Genomic DNA, 15,244 nt, shown 5'->3' on the forward strand with positions numbered 1-15,244 from the left:
GTCTCTCCTGTTCCTCTGATGTTGCTCTGTGACGGCCCGGGCGGATCCCTCAGGACGACGACGACCGGGCGAGGATGCAGAACTCGTGGCCCTCCGGATCGGTCAGGCACCGCCACGGGACGTCGCCCTGGCCGATGTCGAGGTCGTCGGCGCCGAGCGCCCGCAGCCGGGCCGACTCCGCCTCGTGATCGTCGGCGGGGTAGCGCAGCAGGTCGACGTGGACGCGGTCCGGCACGGTCTTCACGTCGGGCGTGCGGATGAACTCCAGGTACGGGCCGACCCCCTTGGCAGAGCGGAACACCGCACTGTCGTCGGTCACCTCGTGCAGGGTCCACTCCAGCGCCTCGCCCCAGAACCGCGCCATGGCCCGCGGATCCGCGCAGTCGACCACCACCGCGGCGATCGGCCCGGTGTCCCGGTACACCTCGCGGGGCTCCAGCACGCAGAACTCGTTGCCCTCCGGATCGGCGAGCACCGTCCACGGCACCTCGCCCTGGCCCACGTCGACGGGCGTCGCCCCGAGCGCCCGCAGCCGGGCGACCAGCTCCGCCTGGTGGGCCGCGGACGTGCTGGCGAGGTCGAGGTGCACCCGGTTCTTCACCGCCGTCCTGGGCTCCGGGACGGCGACCACGTCGACGCAGATCCGCTCCGGGTCCCGCCAGTCGATGCCGACGCGGCCGACGTTGGTCTCGCCGGGCTGCGCGCTGGAGACGCTCCAGCCGAGCGCCTCCGCCCAGAACCGGCCGACGGCGGTGTCGTCAACGGCCTTGATGTTCACCAGAACGGGTCGAAGTCCCATACCGACGATCCTAGGGCCCGCCCTCGGACCCCCGTCGTCCGCCCGCAGGGCGGCGGGGGCGGGGACGGCGCGTCGGGGAGCGTCCCCGCAGGCGGGGGTTCGAAGACGGCCCTACGCGTCCGATCCGCCGCCGTCGGGGCCGCCCGCCGGGAGCGGCAGCCCGGGGAGCAGCGGACCGGGGAGCAGCGGGCCGGGGAGCAGCGGGCCGGGGAGCAGCGGGCCGGGGACCGGCAGTCCGGTGGCGGCGCCGGTGAGGTGGCGGTGGATGCCGTCGAGGAAGCGGGCGACGGTGCGGCCGGCGGTGCCGGTGTCGGGGTGGCGCGTGCGCAGGAACAGGCCGTCGCGGGTGCGGGAGAACCAGAGCTGGACGGTGTCGGTGACGCTGGCGCGGCTGAGGTGGTGCGGGTTGCGCGCCCGCGGGGGCTCGCCTGTCGTGCTGACCGTGCGGTAGTCGAGGTGGGAGAGCATGAAGACGTCCCCGCCGGTGGGTCGCAGCCGGTCGCCGAGCGCGGCGACCGTCTCGCCCAGCGGCAGCCCGGCCGTCTCCCGGGAGCGGCGGAACGCCGCCCGGGCGGCGGGGAGCGCGGCGGTGAGGGTGCCGGCGCCGGCGAGGTCGAGGGTCAGCGGCGCGACGGTGGTGAACCAGCCGATCGAGCGGGCCGTCTGCGGTCGGTGGCGGGTGTGCAGGGGCACCAGCAGCCGTAGGGGCGCGGGCGCGCCCGCGGCGCGGACCGCCAGCGCGGTGGCGGCGAGCAGGCCGGTGAACAGGGTGCCGTCGGCCTGCCGGCAGCGGTGTTCGAGCGCCGCCGTCCCGGCTGCGTCCAGGAGGCGGCGGTGGTCGCTGCGCTGGGGCGGCGCGCTCCCGCCGGGGTCCGTTCCGAGCGGCAGCGGGAAGCTCGGCAGGGCGCCGTCGCCCTCGGCGAGGAACTGCTCCCAGACGTCCAGCGCGCGGGCGCGGGTGGGGGCGCGGGCGGGGCCGCCGGGCTCCGGCGGGTGGACGGTGCGGTGGCCGCCCGCCTGTCCGGCGGTCGGGGCGAGGCGGGGCGTGCGGCCCCGGGTCAGCGCGCGGAGGATCTCGGTGAGCTCCTCGGCGGCGATCGCCAGGGAGTGGGCGTCGGCATGGCAGTGGTCGAACCCGCACACGACGGTCGTGCTCGCCTCGCGCAGGACGGCCGCGCAGGCGTACGAGGGCCAGGCCAGCGGGCGGCAGGCCCGGTCGAGGAGCGCGGTGAGCCGCTCCCGTACGCCGTGGTGGTCCAGGTGGTCCTGCTCCTCGCCGGCGCCCACCTCGGCGACGGTGAAGGCGAGGGAGTCCGCGGGGACGGCGAACCGTTCCACCCGGTCGTCGGGGCCCGTCCGCAGTCCGCTGCGCAGGGTCGGGTGGCGGCGGGCGAAGCGGGTGAAGCCGGCGGCCAGCACGGCGGGGTCGGCCCGGAACGGCAGGTCGAAGGCGCACGCGAGCCAGTTGCGGGCCTGTGGGCGGTGCAGCGCGGAGGCGAGGTGGAACCGCTCGTTGGCGCCCGGCGGTTCGCCGGCCGCCCGGGCACCCGCCGCCGCGGCGACCGTCGCGGCCGTCGGCGCCAGGACGACCAGCCGGCCCGGGGGCGGCCGGTAGTCGTCGACCGTGAGGACGTGCACGCTCACACCCCGCCGACCGGGGCCGGCTCCATCGCGGCCGCCCGGGGAACGCCCACGGCCGGTGGCGGCGTGTCCTGCGGCCCGTACGCGGGGGTGTCCTGCGGCCCGTGCTCCACGGTGCCCTGCGGCCCGTACGCGGCAGCGCCCTGCGGCTCGCCGACGGCGGCGTCCAGGATCCGGCGCAGGTGCCGGACGTAGCGGTGGACGCTGTCCCGCGCGACCGGGTTGTCGGGGTAGGCGACGGTCAGGCGCAGCCCCTGCCACAGCCGCCACAGCCAGACGGACACACCGCTGACCGGCGCCCCGGAGCCGAGGACGCCGAACCGGGCGGCGGTCCAGTCCCGGGAGCCGGGGGTGTGCCGCAGGTCGACGTAGGAGAGCACCGGCGGCACCGTGTTCCCGAGGGCGAGGGCCGCGGCCGGGTGCAGTTCGAGCACGCGGGCGGGTGACACCTCGGCCATGGCGTGGGCGCGGCCGAGCGCGTCGTGGGCGGCCGTGGCGGTGGCGGCGAAGGACCGGCCCCGCGGGACCGGGAACTCCACGGGCACCAGGTTGACGAACCAGCCCTGCGCCGCGTGCCAGCGGCGCTCGCCGCGCGTGTGGGCGACCATCAGCCGCCGGTAGTGCGAGGTGCCGGCGAGTTCGTGCTCGGCGAGGGCGAGCGCGCCGACGGCCCCGGCGGCGAAGCTGCTTCCCCCGCGGCGGCAGGCCCGGGCGAAGGCCTCCGCCTGCGGGAGGTCGAACAGGTCGACGGTTTCGTACACGGACGGGTGCCTGCCTCCGGGGTCGACGCCCAGGGGCAGGGCGAAGGAGGCGGGCAGCCCCCGGCCCAGGAAGTCGACCCACCGGGCGGCCACGGGGTGGGCCGGGTCGAGCGCGGCGTTGCGCCGGGCCTCGGCCACGCAGTAGTCGAGGTGGCTGCCGGTCTCGGGCAGCCTGGCGGGCGCCCCACCGGTCTCGGCGGTGTAGAGGGCGCGGATCTCGGAGAACACCCGTGCCAGCGAGCAGCCGTCGGTGTGGGCGTGGTCGACGGCGAAGAACAGCGTGGACTTCTCGTCGCGCAGCACGGCGCCGGCCACGAAGCCGGGCCACGTCACCGGGTTGATCGCCTCGGCGAACCGTTCATGCATCCACGTCCGGACGGCTTCCCCGCTCGCGCGGACGCCGAGGCCGACCGGGTGCACCGTCACCGCCTGCGGGGGCAGCAGACGGCGCGTCAGGCCGGCGCCGTCGGCGGTGAACCAGGTCCGCAGCGCGTCGTGCCGGCGCAGCCACGCCTGCCAGGCCCGGGCGAGCGCGCCGACGTCCACCTGCCCCGGCAGGTCGAAGAAGGTCGCCAGCCAGCCGTGCCCTTCTTCGGGTGCCGTGAGGTAGCGCCGCACATGGGTGGCCTGGACGTCGCAGGCGCCGACGGGATGGGCGGGCCCGCCGCCGCCCGCCAGCGCCGACGCCGGTGCGGACGCCCGGAACTCGACGAGTTCGCCGGGCTCGGTCAGGTAGTCACGGATCGGGAACACCAGCACCGTGCTTCACGCTCCTGTTCACGCAGACGTTCGTCCGCACCGTTGGTCGACAGTGCGGGGCTGCCGTGAACGGCCTTTCCTCCCATGGCCGTTCACCCATCCGGACAAATCCGTCACGACGGGATCGACGACCGCCCGGTGGGGCGGGGGCCCGACGCGGGCGGACCGGGGAACGCCCACGCAGCCGAGGCCACCGCGTACCGCCGCGTCGGCGGTCGGTGCGGCAACGATAGGGGCGGACAACGGCTCCGCCGGTGCCGCCACTCCGTCGGGGCCGGAGCCGGCTCGCCGCCGCTCGTGCGACCTCGGAGCATGCGCTCGGCCGTCGCCGCCCGTACGCGCAACGCGGCGGCCTCCTCGTGCTGCCCCCGGTCGGCCAGGATCCAGGCCAGGATCCGGGCCCGGTACGGGGGCTCGCGTAGCAGCCCGGCTGTGGTCGGGCGGGCTGCTACGCGGGCACCCAGGCGCGGACCTCCAGGTAGCCGATCTCGGCGTCCTCGACGGCGCGGCCGGTTTCGACCAGCCAGGCCCGCATCGCCTCGGTGACGTCCCCGTGGTGGGCGGCGACCCGCCGGGACCACTCGGCGGCGTCGAAGCCGCCGGTGCTCGCGGAACCGTACGTGCGTTCCTCGGTGCCGTCGGCGCGGGGGACGAACCCCCGGCGCAGGCCCGCCGAGTCCTCGGTCGAGCCGGCCGACATGGTGAACTGGTCGGCGCGCATCCGTACGGTGAAGGCGAGGCGGCCGCCGGCCCGGCCGGTGGCGTGGACGACGGGGGCGAGGTGGGATGCTCCGGAGCGGATGGCCTGCCGCCCGGCGCGGCCGGCCATCGACCCGCCCTCCTCGCCGACCACGTCCTTGCCCCGGACGCGGGCCCGCTGCCCGGTCCTGGTGCGGCGGCGCTCGACGTTCTCCTGCGCGATCCCGGTGAGCGCGTCGGTGTCGCGCTCGCCCCCGCGCACCGCCCGTACGACCTGGCGCAGGGCGTCGACGAACGCCGCGCCCTTGCCCTTGGTGAAGAACTGCGACACCAGCGAGGCGTCGCGGCCGAGCATCCTGGCGACCTGCCGTTTGGTGAACCCCTGGTCGACGAGCTCCTGGGTCAGGCGGGCGGCCTCGTTGGGGTGCTGCGGGTCGGCCGGGCTCACCGGTCACCTCCGGCGGCGGGTTCGGCGGCACGGGCGGCGGGTTCGGCGGCGCGGGCGGCGGCGAGTTCGGCGCGGCCCCGGGCGCGCAGCCGGAGGTACTGCTCCTGGCCGGTCGGGTGCGGGACGGGGCCGCTCAGGTGGCCCTTGAGCAGGTAGTCGCCGGGCTCGCCCCGGTACGGCCACGGCTGGCGCTCCGTCAGCGCGATGCCGTCGGTGCCGAAGTACACGACCGTGCCGGGCCTGGCATGCAGGGCGCCGGCGACGCCGACGACCTCCTTGCCCTGCCGGTACTTCATGTCCAGCAGGGCGGCCCGCGCCCCCGACCACACGAAGGCGGCCCACTCGGGGTGGGCGTACGGGTCCCGGGAGAACCCGGCCTGCCGCTGCCACGTCACCACGGCGCCGTCCTGGCCGAGGATCTCCACCCCGGCGGGCAGCGTCTCGCCGACCGGTGTGGTGCCGGACACCAGGCGGGGGCGCTGCGCGAAGCCGCCGAGGCCGAACAGCAGGACGGCGCGGACGGCGCGGGAGGCGAGGTAGGCCGCGGTGCGCTGCCGCTCGTCGGCGTGCGCCCTCGACAGGCCGGTCAGGTCCGCCCAGGCGGCCTTCAGCCGCTTGCCCCAGTCGTCCAGCGGCTTGCCGTCCTCCCACACCAGGCCGCCCAGGACCTCGATCCGCCACGGCCCGAGGTGGTTGGCGAGCGCGAGGTGGACCTCCGCCCCGCCCGCCCAGGTCGTGAAGGTGGCACCCGGCTCCGACGGGTAGACCCAGGCGCGGTCGCCGGTGACGGGGGCGGGTAGCAGGCCGACGTGCTCCCACCCGGCCGGGACGGTGACGCGGACGTTCCAGTGCGAGCAGGACATCAGGGCCTTGGTCTGCTCGGCCTCGGTCATCGTGGCGAAGGCCCGCGCGGTGATCCGCTGCGGGGTGCCGACCGGGGACTTCCACAGGTGCCTGGCGTAGGCGAAGGTGCGGTCGTACTCGACGAGCGCGGGCAGCTCGGCCGGGACGCGCGGCGGCAGGATCAGCTCGGTGCGGCCCTGGCCGGCGGTCGCGTGCAGCAGGCCGCGCAGCTCCTCGGACAGCACCGGGTAGCCGCCGGCGAACCGGCCCTTGACCGGGACGGTGCGCGACCACAGGTCCCGTCCGGTCTGGCTCGGCGAGCCCATCAGGACGACGTCGTCCCAGTGCCGGCGCAGCGCCTGCCACAGCAGCTTGAACGCCTCGCGCACCGTCACCACGTCGGCGCCGTCGGGGTCGAACCACTCCCCCACCGAGCGGATCTCGGTGCTGTCGCCGTCGGGCGCGGCGGCGGGGGCGTACCGGCCGACGGGCTGGCGCTGGTGCACGAAGTGCCCGGCGAGCCGGTCGCGGCCGGCGCCGACGGCAGTGGTCCAGCGCTCGGAGGGGGTGTTCAGCCAGGCGGCGACGGCGTCCTTCAGCGTGCTGTACCGCTCGGCGCCGTCGTGCCAGGGGGCGCCGGCGGTGATGTAGACGCGCTCGGTGCCGGGGGCGGCGGCCAGGACGGCGTCCAGGATCTCACCGGGCGTACGGGCGCCGAGGTCGAGGCGCACGACCCGGTCGCGCACCGCGAGGTCGCCGGTGGCGGCGTCCAGGAACACCGTGGCGCGGGCCTGCTGGACGAAGTTCGGTCGCTTGGACAGCAGCCCGGTGGTCACGGCCTCGAACCGGGCCCCCGCGGGGCCTTCGGGGACGGTGGGCAGCTCGCGCGGCCCGACGTCGGGCACCGAGTGCGGGACGGCAGCGACCGGAGCGACCGAGGCTGCGGATTCTCCCGACGTAGTTGCGGAGGTGGGGGCGGGTGGTGTGGCGGGTGGTGTGGCGGGTGCGGTAGCGGGCGCCGTAGCGGGTGCGGTAGCGGCGGGGCTCGTGGCGGCGGGGGGCTCGGCAGCGAGGGCCGCCGGGCGGGTCAGCGCCGGGGCCACCGCGGGCTCTGCTTCCGGCTGCGGCTGCTGATCCGGCTCCGGTTGCGGCTGTTGCTCCGGTTGCGGCTGCTGATCCGGCTGCGGCTCGGCCACGACGGCGGCCTGCTCGGGCTCCGGGGCGGCGCGGACGGGCTCCGGGACGGCGCGGACGGCGGACGGGGTCGGGTCCAGCACCGGGGCGAGCCGCACCACGTCGCCGAGCGTCAGGCCGGCGGCCTTGGCGATGGCGTCGGCCTTCGCACCCTCGAACCCCGCGAGCCCGGTGACCCGGCGCGCGCGCTGGGCGGCGAGCTTGTCCAGTGCCTTCCGGGCAGCCGCGACCGCCTTCTCCGCGGCGGTGATCTCCGCCCGCAGCTCCCGCAGCCCGGCGAGCTCGGCGGTGTACGTCTTGCGGTCCATCAGCGGGTCACTCCCCTTCCGCGGCGACGACTGCGGCAGCGACCGAAGCAGCGACCGAAGCGGTGGGAACGTAGGCGATCGGGCCACCGGACACCGACCGCAGGCGGGTGCCCAGCAGCAGATCGGCCAGGCGGACGTCCTGCGGGTCGGCGGGGCCGACGGCGTTGGCCGGGGCGGTGAGGTCGGTCAGGCGGCCCGCCAGACGGGCCGCCGGGAACCGGAAGCGGGCCGCGGTGCCGGCGGCGCCGTCGGACTCCCACGGCGTCAGGCCGGTCAGCACCGCCACGACGAACCCGGTCACCGTCACCGCCAGCACCCCACCGGCTGCGACCCGGGCCGGATCGCACCGCCACCAGCCGGACAGCGAGGCCAGCAGCTGTGCGTCGTCCAGCGCCGTCCCGAAGCCGACCCACTCCCGGCCCGGCTCGTCCACCCTCCTGAGCGCGTCCGACCGCAGCACGGCCACCTCGGCCGTACCGAGCCCGCCGAGGTCCGCGACCGGCCGGTCCTGCAGGGCCTGCAGCGCGGCCAGCGGGAACACCTGCCGCCCCGTTCCACGCACGCCGGGGACCACACCGGTGGCCATCAGCTTCTTCACCGTCGGAATGGAACACCCCAGCGCCGACCCGGCCTGCCCGGTCGTCACGAACACACCCAGACCTCCACGCCCATGCCTCTGCAGCTGACTCCAAAGACTAGTCCACCCCGCACCTTCCCCCTGGCAGGCACCCTGCGGCTCCGCCTCCACCCACGACCGGAACGGCTGACGCCCCCTCCGCAGGAGGGCGTCCCCCCGTCGTCACCGGTGGAAAGCAGGTACGCCAGCCGCGCGGAGCCGGGCCTCGGTGAGGGCGGTCAGCCGGGCCGATACGGGTGCCTGGTCGCCGCGGTGGTCGTTGATCAGCCGGTACTGGGCGCCGGCCCCGCGCCAGGCCCGCCGGTCGGCCGGGTCGCCCAGCAGTGCCGGGTTGGCGAGGTAGTGGTCGGCCATGGCGGTGGCGAGTTCCTCGATCCTGGGGTCGTCCGGCTCCCAGCCCTCGGCCTCGCAACCGCGTTTGACCAGTTCCACGTACCCGGGGTCGTCGAGGCAGTGTTCGAGCCGGGACAGGAAGCCGTCGAAGCCCTCCGGCACCATCGCCCGGGCCAGGACCAGGGCCTCGCGCTGCGCGTCCACGTAGTCGAGGCCGAAGCCGAGGCCGGGCATCCGGTCCAGCAGCGCGCAGGCGCGTTCGGGCAGCAGGGCCCGGTCGCCCTCGGCGAGCCGGTACAGCGTGTCGCGGCGCGCGCTCAGCTCCTCGATCCGCTCGGTCAGCCGCCGCCCGACGTCGGCGAGGGCGGCGGCGAACTCCCCGGTGTCGCCGTCCGCGTCGAGCAGGGGCCCGATCTCGGCCAGCGGCACCCCGGCGGCCGCCAGCGTGCGGACCTGTACCAGCCGCAGCAACTCGGCCGACCCGTACCGCCGGTAGCCGGAGGTGTCCCGGGGCGGTTCGGCGACCAGCCCGTTCTGGTGGTAGTGCCGCAGTGTCTTCACCGTGACGCCGACGAAGGCCGCCGCCTGTCCGATCGTGACGCCGTTCACCATCTGCTCGACCTGCCTCGGGTTCGTGGTGGAGGGGCCGCGCCGGCCCTGCGCGGCGCGGCCCCGGTTCGCCTGCGACGGTCGGGGCCTCGGCGGCGCGCGGCCGAAGGGCCGAGCGCGAGGGCGGAACGCTCCCCTCGAAGCGTACGGGCAAGCGTACGGGCATCCGTGCCCCGTACGGACATCCGTACCCCGTACGGGAGTTCAGCCCGTCGGCCGTGCCGGGTCGGCCTGCCCGCCGCGGAACACCTCGCCGACGAGCCGCTGTTGGGCGTCCCGGAACGCCGGGGCGAGGGACATGTCGGCGTCGTCCACGTAGTTCAGCCCGGCAGTCAGGGTCGTGCGGCCGTCGGGGCTGGCGTACATCAGCGCCGCAGAGCCGATGGTGGCGCCGTTGTGGTGGTGGACGGTGCCGACGCCCGGGCCCATGTCCTGCGTGAACAGCCCCAGGCCGTAGCCGATCGTCGGCTCCGGGGTGCGCATCTCGGCCAGCAGGTCGGCCCGCAGGAGCCGGCCGCCCATCAGCGCGGAGACGTACGTGTGCAGGTCCCGGGTGGTCGAGATCATGTCCCCGCCGGCCCCGACCCAGGACGGGTCGTGCCGGGTGATGTCCACCGTCCGCTCCCGCCCGGCGTCCTCGTAGCGGTAGTAGCCGTGGTTGTGGGGCTCGGGCACCTCCGGCGAGCTGCCCGGCGCCACGGTGCCGGTCAGCCCCAGCGGGCCCACGACCAGCCGCCGCAGCTCCTCCGCGAACGACCGCCCGGTGACCGCCTCGATCACCAGCCGCGCCAGCACGTAGTTGGTGTTGGAGTAGCTCCAGCCCGTCCCCGGCGCGAACCGGGCCGGCCTGGACAGCGACAACCGCACCAGCTCCTCGGGCCGGTAGGTGCGGAACCGGCCGTCCACCCACTCCCTGCCCCGCCACGGCACGCCCGGCACGACCGTCCCGTCCTCGCTGAGCTCGCCGGTGTGGCTGAAGACCCCGCTGGTGTGCTGCAGCAGCATCCGCACCGTGATCCGACGGTCCAGCCCGAACGCGGGCAGGTAGCCGTCGACCGGCGCGTCCAGGCCGACCCTGCCCTCCGCGACCAGCATCAGCACGACGGTCGCCACGAAGCTCTTGGTGACACTGCCGATCCGGAAGTGCCCGTCCGCCGACGCCTGCGCGCCCCCGTCCGGCTCCCGCACCCCGGCACTGCCGACCCACTCGCCCCGCTCGTCGTTCACCCGCAACTGCACCCCGAGGATGCCGGACCGGACGATCTCCTCGATCGCCTCCCGCAACTCCGGACGGTCCTGCCCCTGCTCGGACGAGGTGGTGGACATGTCGCTCCTTCACAGCCGTGGTGCCCGACTCCCCGCCGGGCCGCTGCCCCGAGCCTCCACCCCGCCCCAGGGTCAACCTCAACAGTGATCCGGCTCACACCTCCCGGCGCCCGGGCAGCGACTGGTGTCACTCCGGCCAGGCGGAGCCCTGGATGACCTCGACGAAGTCGCCGCGCTCGAAGCCGGGGACGAAGTGGGCGAGGACGTCCGCCTTGACGGTGCCGAAGGTGCTGTCCGGGCGGTCCTTGATGCCGTCGGTGAACGCCGCGAGGATGCGGTTCTTGAAGTCGGGGCGGGGGTGGGCGGCGATCACGGCGGCGCGCTGCCCGTCCGTGACGGCGTGGTAGCCGATGCCCAGGACGTCCAGTTCCACACCCCGGGTGACCAGCGCGATCTCGGGCGCATGTGCAGCGGGATCTCCGGGGTGGTGTGCAGGGCGATCGCGGTCCGGACCCGCTGGGCGGGCTCACCGGTGATGCCGTGGGCCTCCAGTAAGCGCCGAGCCTCTCCCCCGAAGCAGCCCCTTTCTCCCAGAGCCCCCAGAGCCCTCCAAAGCCCCTGAGAGCCCCTCAGAGGCCCTTCGGTCGCCCATCCCAGGGGGCCGGGGGCCGGGCAAGCACGTCCGGCCCGCAAGGGGGCCGGGAGGGCTGCGGTATTCGAACACCTCACCCCGCGCGTCCGGACGCGACCCCAGGAAGCCGGCGGGTTGCCGCCGACGGAGAGGCGGTCGGGTCAGTCGCTGAGTGCGAGATGCAGGATCGTGGCCCACCCGTCGCTGACCAACAGCAGGTTGCGCCACCAGATGTAGTGCGAGTGCGGGCCTCCGACATCACCGGAGCTTCGGGCGGGACCCAGGTGTGCCTCGATGAGGTCGGCGACGCCATCGGCGAGTTCGCCGGCCCGCCGGATCTCATCGGGCGTGCGCAGGTTGACTGCCGGCCACCTCCGGGCGGGCTGCATGAACCCCTCGGTCACCTGTCGACGGAGAATGTCCCGCCAGGCCCCGGGTGATGTGAACGGGCGTATCGGTGCCGGCACCTGGTATCCGCTGCCCCAGCCCCCGGCGTCGAAGACGGCCTGAGCGAGACTCTGCATCCGGTCATGACCGGATGCCGTCCCGGTCACGGGGACCACGTGAAGCATTTCGATGAACGGCTCGTGGTCGCAGTCCTGGAGCAGGTCCAGCAGGGGTTCCGCTGCGGCTTCCACTGCGTCCGGCGCAGCGAGCGGGTTCAGCATGGGTGTCCGGGTCCTCTCGTCCACTCTCGCGGTTCGGCCCCATTGTGCTGACTGAGCGCACATTCGTGCGGCGGAGTTTCTGCGGCCTCCGGCGAGCGGAGGCGCCGGAGCTCTCGTCGCTCACGCGGGGCCGACCGAGCTCGGCGAACCGTCGGTCCTCCGGGAGCTTCGACCGCCCTCCGCCCTTCCGAGCGGAGCACACGCCCCGACGGACGCGGAGAGGGTCCGGATATGCTTCATGTCTAGCAAGCGTTTACTGCGTCTTTTATGTTCAACGCGCCCACCGCAAAGCACCGTTCGGCGCGAAAACGCGCCTTCGCGGACGACATCGGCCGCTCTCGGGCTCCAAAGCCCACCTTGGGACCAAAAGTCTTCATGCATGCGTCAACTTGCTCCGCGCCGGACGGAGGTGAGAGGTTCGCGCCCGCTGTCCGCCTGACCGGCACTCGCAACGACTGCACCCAAGCCGAAACGGTGATCGCCCTCGTCCAGGTGTGTGCCGACCCCGGCCCGGTACACACCTGACCCGAGCGCGTCACCGCGGACAAGGGCCACAGCTCCCGAGCCTTCCGCGCCTACCTGCGCCGGCGCGGCACCGCCACCCGCGACGACAGGCCCCCGACCAGTACCGAGCAAGCCGTCACCTGGCTCACATGATCGCCAAGATGCTCCCTGGGTCCTTTCTTTTGGATCAGCGGGAGGACCAGGCGAAGATGCCCGCGATGTGGAGTGCGGCCTGGAAGACGGTGGCGGTCTTGTAACGGGTGGCCAGGCCGCGCCAGTTCTTCAGACGGTTGATGCAGCGCTCCACGGTGTTGCGCTTCTTGTGGGCTCAGTCAACGGCACGACCAGACCAACGATCCGATGATCGGAAAGAAACGCCCTAGCTGCTCCGCGGCGGTGCACCGTAGTTGGCCGTCAGCTCGGCGGCATAGGCGTCGGGGATCGGCCGGCCGCGGAAGACCAGCGGCAGCCAGGACGCCAGCGCGCCGGCTGCGTCGACGCACGGCCCGTACCGGACGTGCCAGTCCTGCCGCGCGATCTCGTCCGGGAAGCCTCGGACGACGGCGACTTCCGGGTCGCGTTCGCCCCAACAACCCCAGCGGCCGGACGGACCGGTGAGTGCGACGGTGCGCGCCGCGATGGTGATCGACTCCAGGGCTTCCCGATCCGAATCGAACCCGATCTCCGCCCAGTAGTCGTCCGGGGTGGCCTCGACGGACAGCGACAGTGCCGGCCCGGCCATGCCGTCCGCTTCGACGACGAGCAGGTCGACCTGCCGGTCGCCGTGCAGCCTGGCCAGCGCCGCGAGCGCCGGCCAGGCGACCGGGGTGAGCAGCAGATCGAACTCACAGAACACCGCAGGGTCGGCGAGTCCCCGGAAAACCTGCGCGGGCAACCTGGCATCGAGGTCGAAGACAGCGGCGGCGCGGGCGCGGAGGGCGTCCGGGTTCGAAGTCATGAAGCGGTGTCCTGGTCCTCGGTCTGGTCCGGGGCTGCCGTGAGCGGCCACGGGACGATCTGCTCGTCGGCTGACCATCAGTCAACACTGCCTGCTCGCCCTCTCCGGCGGCCGGGGCCTGTCCGGCGGAACAGGTGGCCGCCCCGCATGTGGGGCCATTGTTCTGGTCGTGGGGCGGGGTGACCTGACAGGCAACGAGCGGACGAGCCGAAGGACCAGCGGCCAACCGCAGGCGCCGAGGAAGCCGGCCGGCCCGTGATCGGGCGGGCGGATAACGCAGTCGCCGGCTGTTCGGCTTCCCTGCCACGGTCTGGCGATGACGACGCTGTTCCTGATGTGCGTGCTTCCGCATGGTCTACCTGCCTGTGGACGATGAGACCCAACGCGCCCGTATCGCCCATCGCTGGGCGACCACCCCCGAGGAGACGTTCTCGATGTCCGAGGCCGACATCCTGCACGGGCGGGCGCTTTTTGAGGAGCCCGACGCGGTGGAGCTGGAGGGCCACGAGGTCGAGGTCTCCGGCCCGCCGCCCGGCTGGGTGGGTTGGCGGGAGTGGGCCGCCGACCGGTGGCTGTCGTTCGCGTGAGTGCTGCGGCCCACGACAACGCAGCCGTACCGCGTGTGCCCGCACCACCGTCCTGTCGTCGCCACTGATCGGCCGCCCGCCGGTCGGCACCGCAGCGCGCGGTTGCGAAGCCGAAGCCCGGCCGGGTGGCAGCCCCACCGGGGCGGCTCCGGGCAGCACCCCCTCAGACCCATCCCAGGTCTCCGAATTTTCCGCGGAAAATTCGGAGACCCCTGGGCGGCCCTCGAACCCGGTCCCCGCCAGCGGTGGAACAGGTCGGTCCAGAGACCGGGACTCACTCCAGCCGAGCCGGCGTGACATCGCCACGAGCCTCTCCCCCGCAGTCAGTCCGCTGCCCCGCCGCCGAGCATCCCCGCCGTCGCCGTTGGTCTCCACGTGCCGGAGGCGCCACAGAATTTTCCGCGGAAAATTCGCGGCCGTCGGAAGTCCGGCTTCTCGCGACGGGAGTACCGGGCTGCCGGCGTCGCCGTGGGGGCACTCCCCCAGCACCCGGCTCCAACCGTCCGCAGACCTCCCCGGAATTTTCTGCGGAAAATCGGTGAGCCGATCGGGTCCGACCTCGGCCCGGCAGTATCGCCGAACGCGCGACCGGTGCCGCCGCCGACCGCGCTCAGCGGATCCCGGCCACGGCTGCACGGTGCTCTGCACATCGCATGAGCACCGCCCCCGCCTCGGAATCCTCAAGCCATTTCACGCACCGTCGGCGCCACGAACCTCGGCATCGTCCTCGCTCGGCCAGCGCCCTTCCACGTACAGCTGGATGAGTGCGGCGTGTGAGAGCGGGCTGCTGGGGTCGGTGACATCCCCGTTGGTGGTGTAGTCGAGGAGGACGACGTCCTCCTTGTTCCTGATCAGCTCGACCAGGTCGGCGACTCGGTGCTCCAGGATCCACCGGTAGGCCGGCAGGTAGATCCGGCGGCGAGCCGTTTCATAGGGCAGCAGCCGGTCGCCGTGCAGGCCGGCTCGGTGGCCATGGACGGGGCCGTATCGACTCACCGTCCGCTTCAGCCCCTTCATCGTGGTGATCGCGAGCCTCGCGGGGTCGACGTCGGAGTCCTGGAAGACCTTGAGGGCCTGCCAGATTCCCTCCACCGACTGGCTGGTCAACCCCTCGCTGAAGGGAACCGGGATGCCGCCGTGCGGGTAGAAGGGGCTCAGCCGCACCCACGGCTCCGGCGCCTTGGAGGTCACGTCGATGATCTCCGCGCCGGGGAAGGCGGCCATCAGTGACGCCGTCGTACGGCGACGGCTGGCAATTCGGATCGGCATCTGGAGGCCCCTCCCCTGGTTCGATGACATCAACCACCGAGCATCCCCGATGCCACTGACATCCCGTCCGCCCGAGGCGCCGGGCGCCGTCGACGAGCAGCCGACGCACGGAGTCCGGCGGCCGTCCGACGCGAGGCGGACAGGGCTCATGAGCCCAGACACCCCGCCACTCGTGCGCCGGATCAGCCCGGGATCAAAGCCCGGAAATTTTCCGCGGAAAATTCGTGCCCCTGGCGAGCTGCCCGGCCCGAGCGGACTCGGCGCCGGCCGAACCGCCCCGGAGTGACCGCCGAGAGCCGTGAGCCATGAAGGCCGCTGCTGCGACGGATG

Annotated in this window: 11 protein-coding genes and 3 pseudogenes; 1 reads left to right on the plus strand and 13 read right to left on the minus strand. The window is 74.0% G+C overall.

Annotation, left to right across the window (positions count from 1 at the left end):
- Positions 1-49 precede the first annotated feature (49 nt).
- The 12 genes and pseudogenes from ACIGG8_RS14645 to ACIGG8_RS14700 all read right to left on the minus strand — a co-directional run bounded on the left by ACIGG8_RS14645 (position 50) and on the right by ACIGG8_RS14700 (position 13,058).
- Entirely contained in the window at positions 50-799 is a 750-nt protein-coding gene (locus ACIGG8_RS14645; RefSeq protein WP_350520366.1) for a VOC family protein, read from the minus strand.
- A 111-nt stretch (positions 800-910) separates the two neighbouring features.
- Entirely contained in the window at positions 911-2,437 is a 1,527-nt protein-coding gene (locus ACIGG8_RS14650) for a condensation domain-containing protein (protein WP_396548123.1), read from the minus strand.
- Positions 2,438-2,439: 2 nt separating this feature from the next.
- Complete coding sequence (locus ACIGG8_RS14655; protein ID WP_396548125.1) at positions 2,440-3,960, minus strand: condensation domain-containing protein; 1,521 nt, start codon at positions 3,958-3,960, stop codon at positions 2,440-2,442.
- A gap of 448 nt (positions 3,961-4,408) precedes the next feature.
- A complete protein-coding gene (locus ACIGG8_RS14660) occupies positions 4,409-5,107 on the minus strand; it encodes a helix-turn-helix domain containing protein (protein ID WP_396548127.1) in 699 nt (232 codons plus the stop codon).
- Positions 5,104-7,452, minus strand: a complete 2,349-nt coding sequence (locus ACIGG8_RS14665; protein WP_396548128.1) for a hypothetical protein — start codon at positions 7,450-7,452, stop codon at positions 5,104-5,106. Before ACIGG8_RS14665 ends, ACIGG8_RS14660 begins: the two co-directional genes overlap by 4 nt.
- Before the next feature lie 7 nt (positions 7,453-7,459).
- A complete protein-coding gene (locus ACIGG8_RS14670) occupies positions 7,460-8,050 on the minus strand; it encodes a DNA-binding protein (RefSeq protein WP_396548130.1) in 591 nt (196 codons plus the stop codon).
- Between the two features lie 201 nt (positions 8,051-8,251).
- Entirely contained in the window at positions 8,252-9,034 is a 783-nt protein-coding gene (locus tag ACIGG8_RS14675; RefSeq protein ID WP_396548132.1) for a MerR family transcriptional regulator, read from the minus strand.
- Between the two features lie 201 nt (positions 9,035-9,235).
- Positions 9,236-10,357 (minus strand): serine hydrolase domain-containing protein, encoded by a 1,122-nt coding sequence (locus ACIGG8_RS14680; RefSeq protein WP_396548133.1) that lies wholly within the window; start codon positions 10,355-10,357, stop codon positions 9,236-9,238.
- Between the two features lie 127 nt (positions 10,358-10,484).
- Positions 10,485-10,864: pseudogene (locus ACIGG8_RS14685) on the minus strand (diguanylate cyclase); the annotation flags it as partial.
- A 225-nt stretch (positions 10,865-11,089) separates the two neighbouring features.
- Positions 11,090-11,596, minus strand: a complete 507-nt coding sequence (locus tag ACIGG8_RS14690) for a hypothetical protein (RefSeq protein WP_396548135.1) — start codon at positions 11,594-11,596, stop codon at positions 11,090-11,092.
- 691 nt (positions 11,597-12,287) lie between these two features.
- Positions 12,288-12,425, minus strand: a pseudogene (locus tag ACIGG8_RS14695) (IS5/IS1182 family transposase); the annotation flags it as partial.
- A gap of 54 nt (positions 12,426-12,479) precedes the next feature.
- Positions 12,480-13,058, minus strand: a complete 579-nt coding sequence (locus ACIGG8_RS14700; protein ID WP_396548137.1) for a hypothetical protein — start codon at positions 13,056-13,058, stop codon at positions 12,480-12,482.
- Positions 13,059-13,396: 338 nt separating this feature from the next.
- Here ACIGG8_RS14700 and ACIGG8_RS14705 point away from each other — a divergent pair.
- A pseudogene (locus ACIGG8_RS14705) lies at positions 13,397-13,645 on the plus strand (ATP-binding protein); the annotation flags it as partial.
- A gap of 690 nt (positions 13,646-14,335) precedes the next feature.
- On the opposite strand, the gene ACIGG8_RS14710 reads toward ACIGG8_RS14705, so the two are convergent.
- The gene (locus ACIGG8_RS14710) at positions 14,336-14,914 is read right to left on the minus strand and encodes a DUF6939 family protein (protein ID WP_396548138.1); all 579 of its coding nucleotides are present in this window, start codon (positions 14,912-14,914) and stop codon (positions 14,336-14,338) included.
- Positions 14,915-15,244: the final 330 nt, after the last annotated feature.

This window comes from Kitasatospora sp. NPDC085464 (genome assembly GCF_044541955.1).
Taxonomy (GTDB): Bacteria; Actinomycetota; Actinomycetes; order Streptomycetales; family Streptomycetaceae; genus Kitasatospora.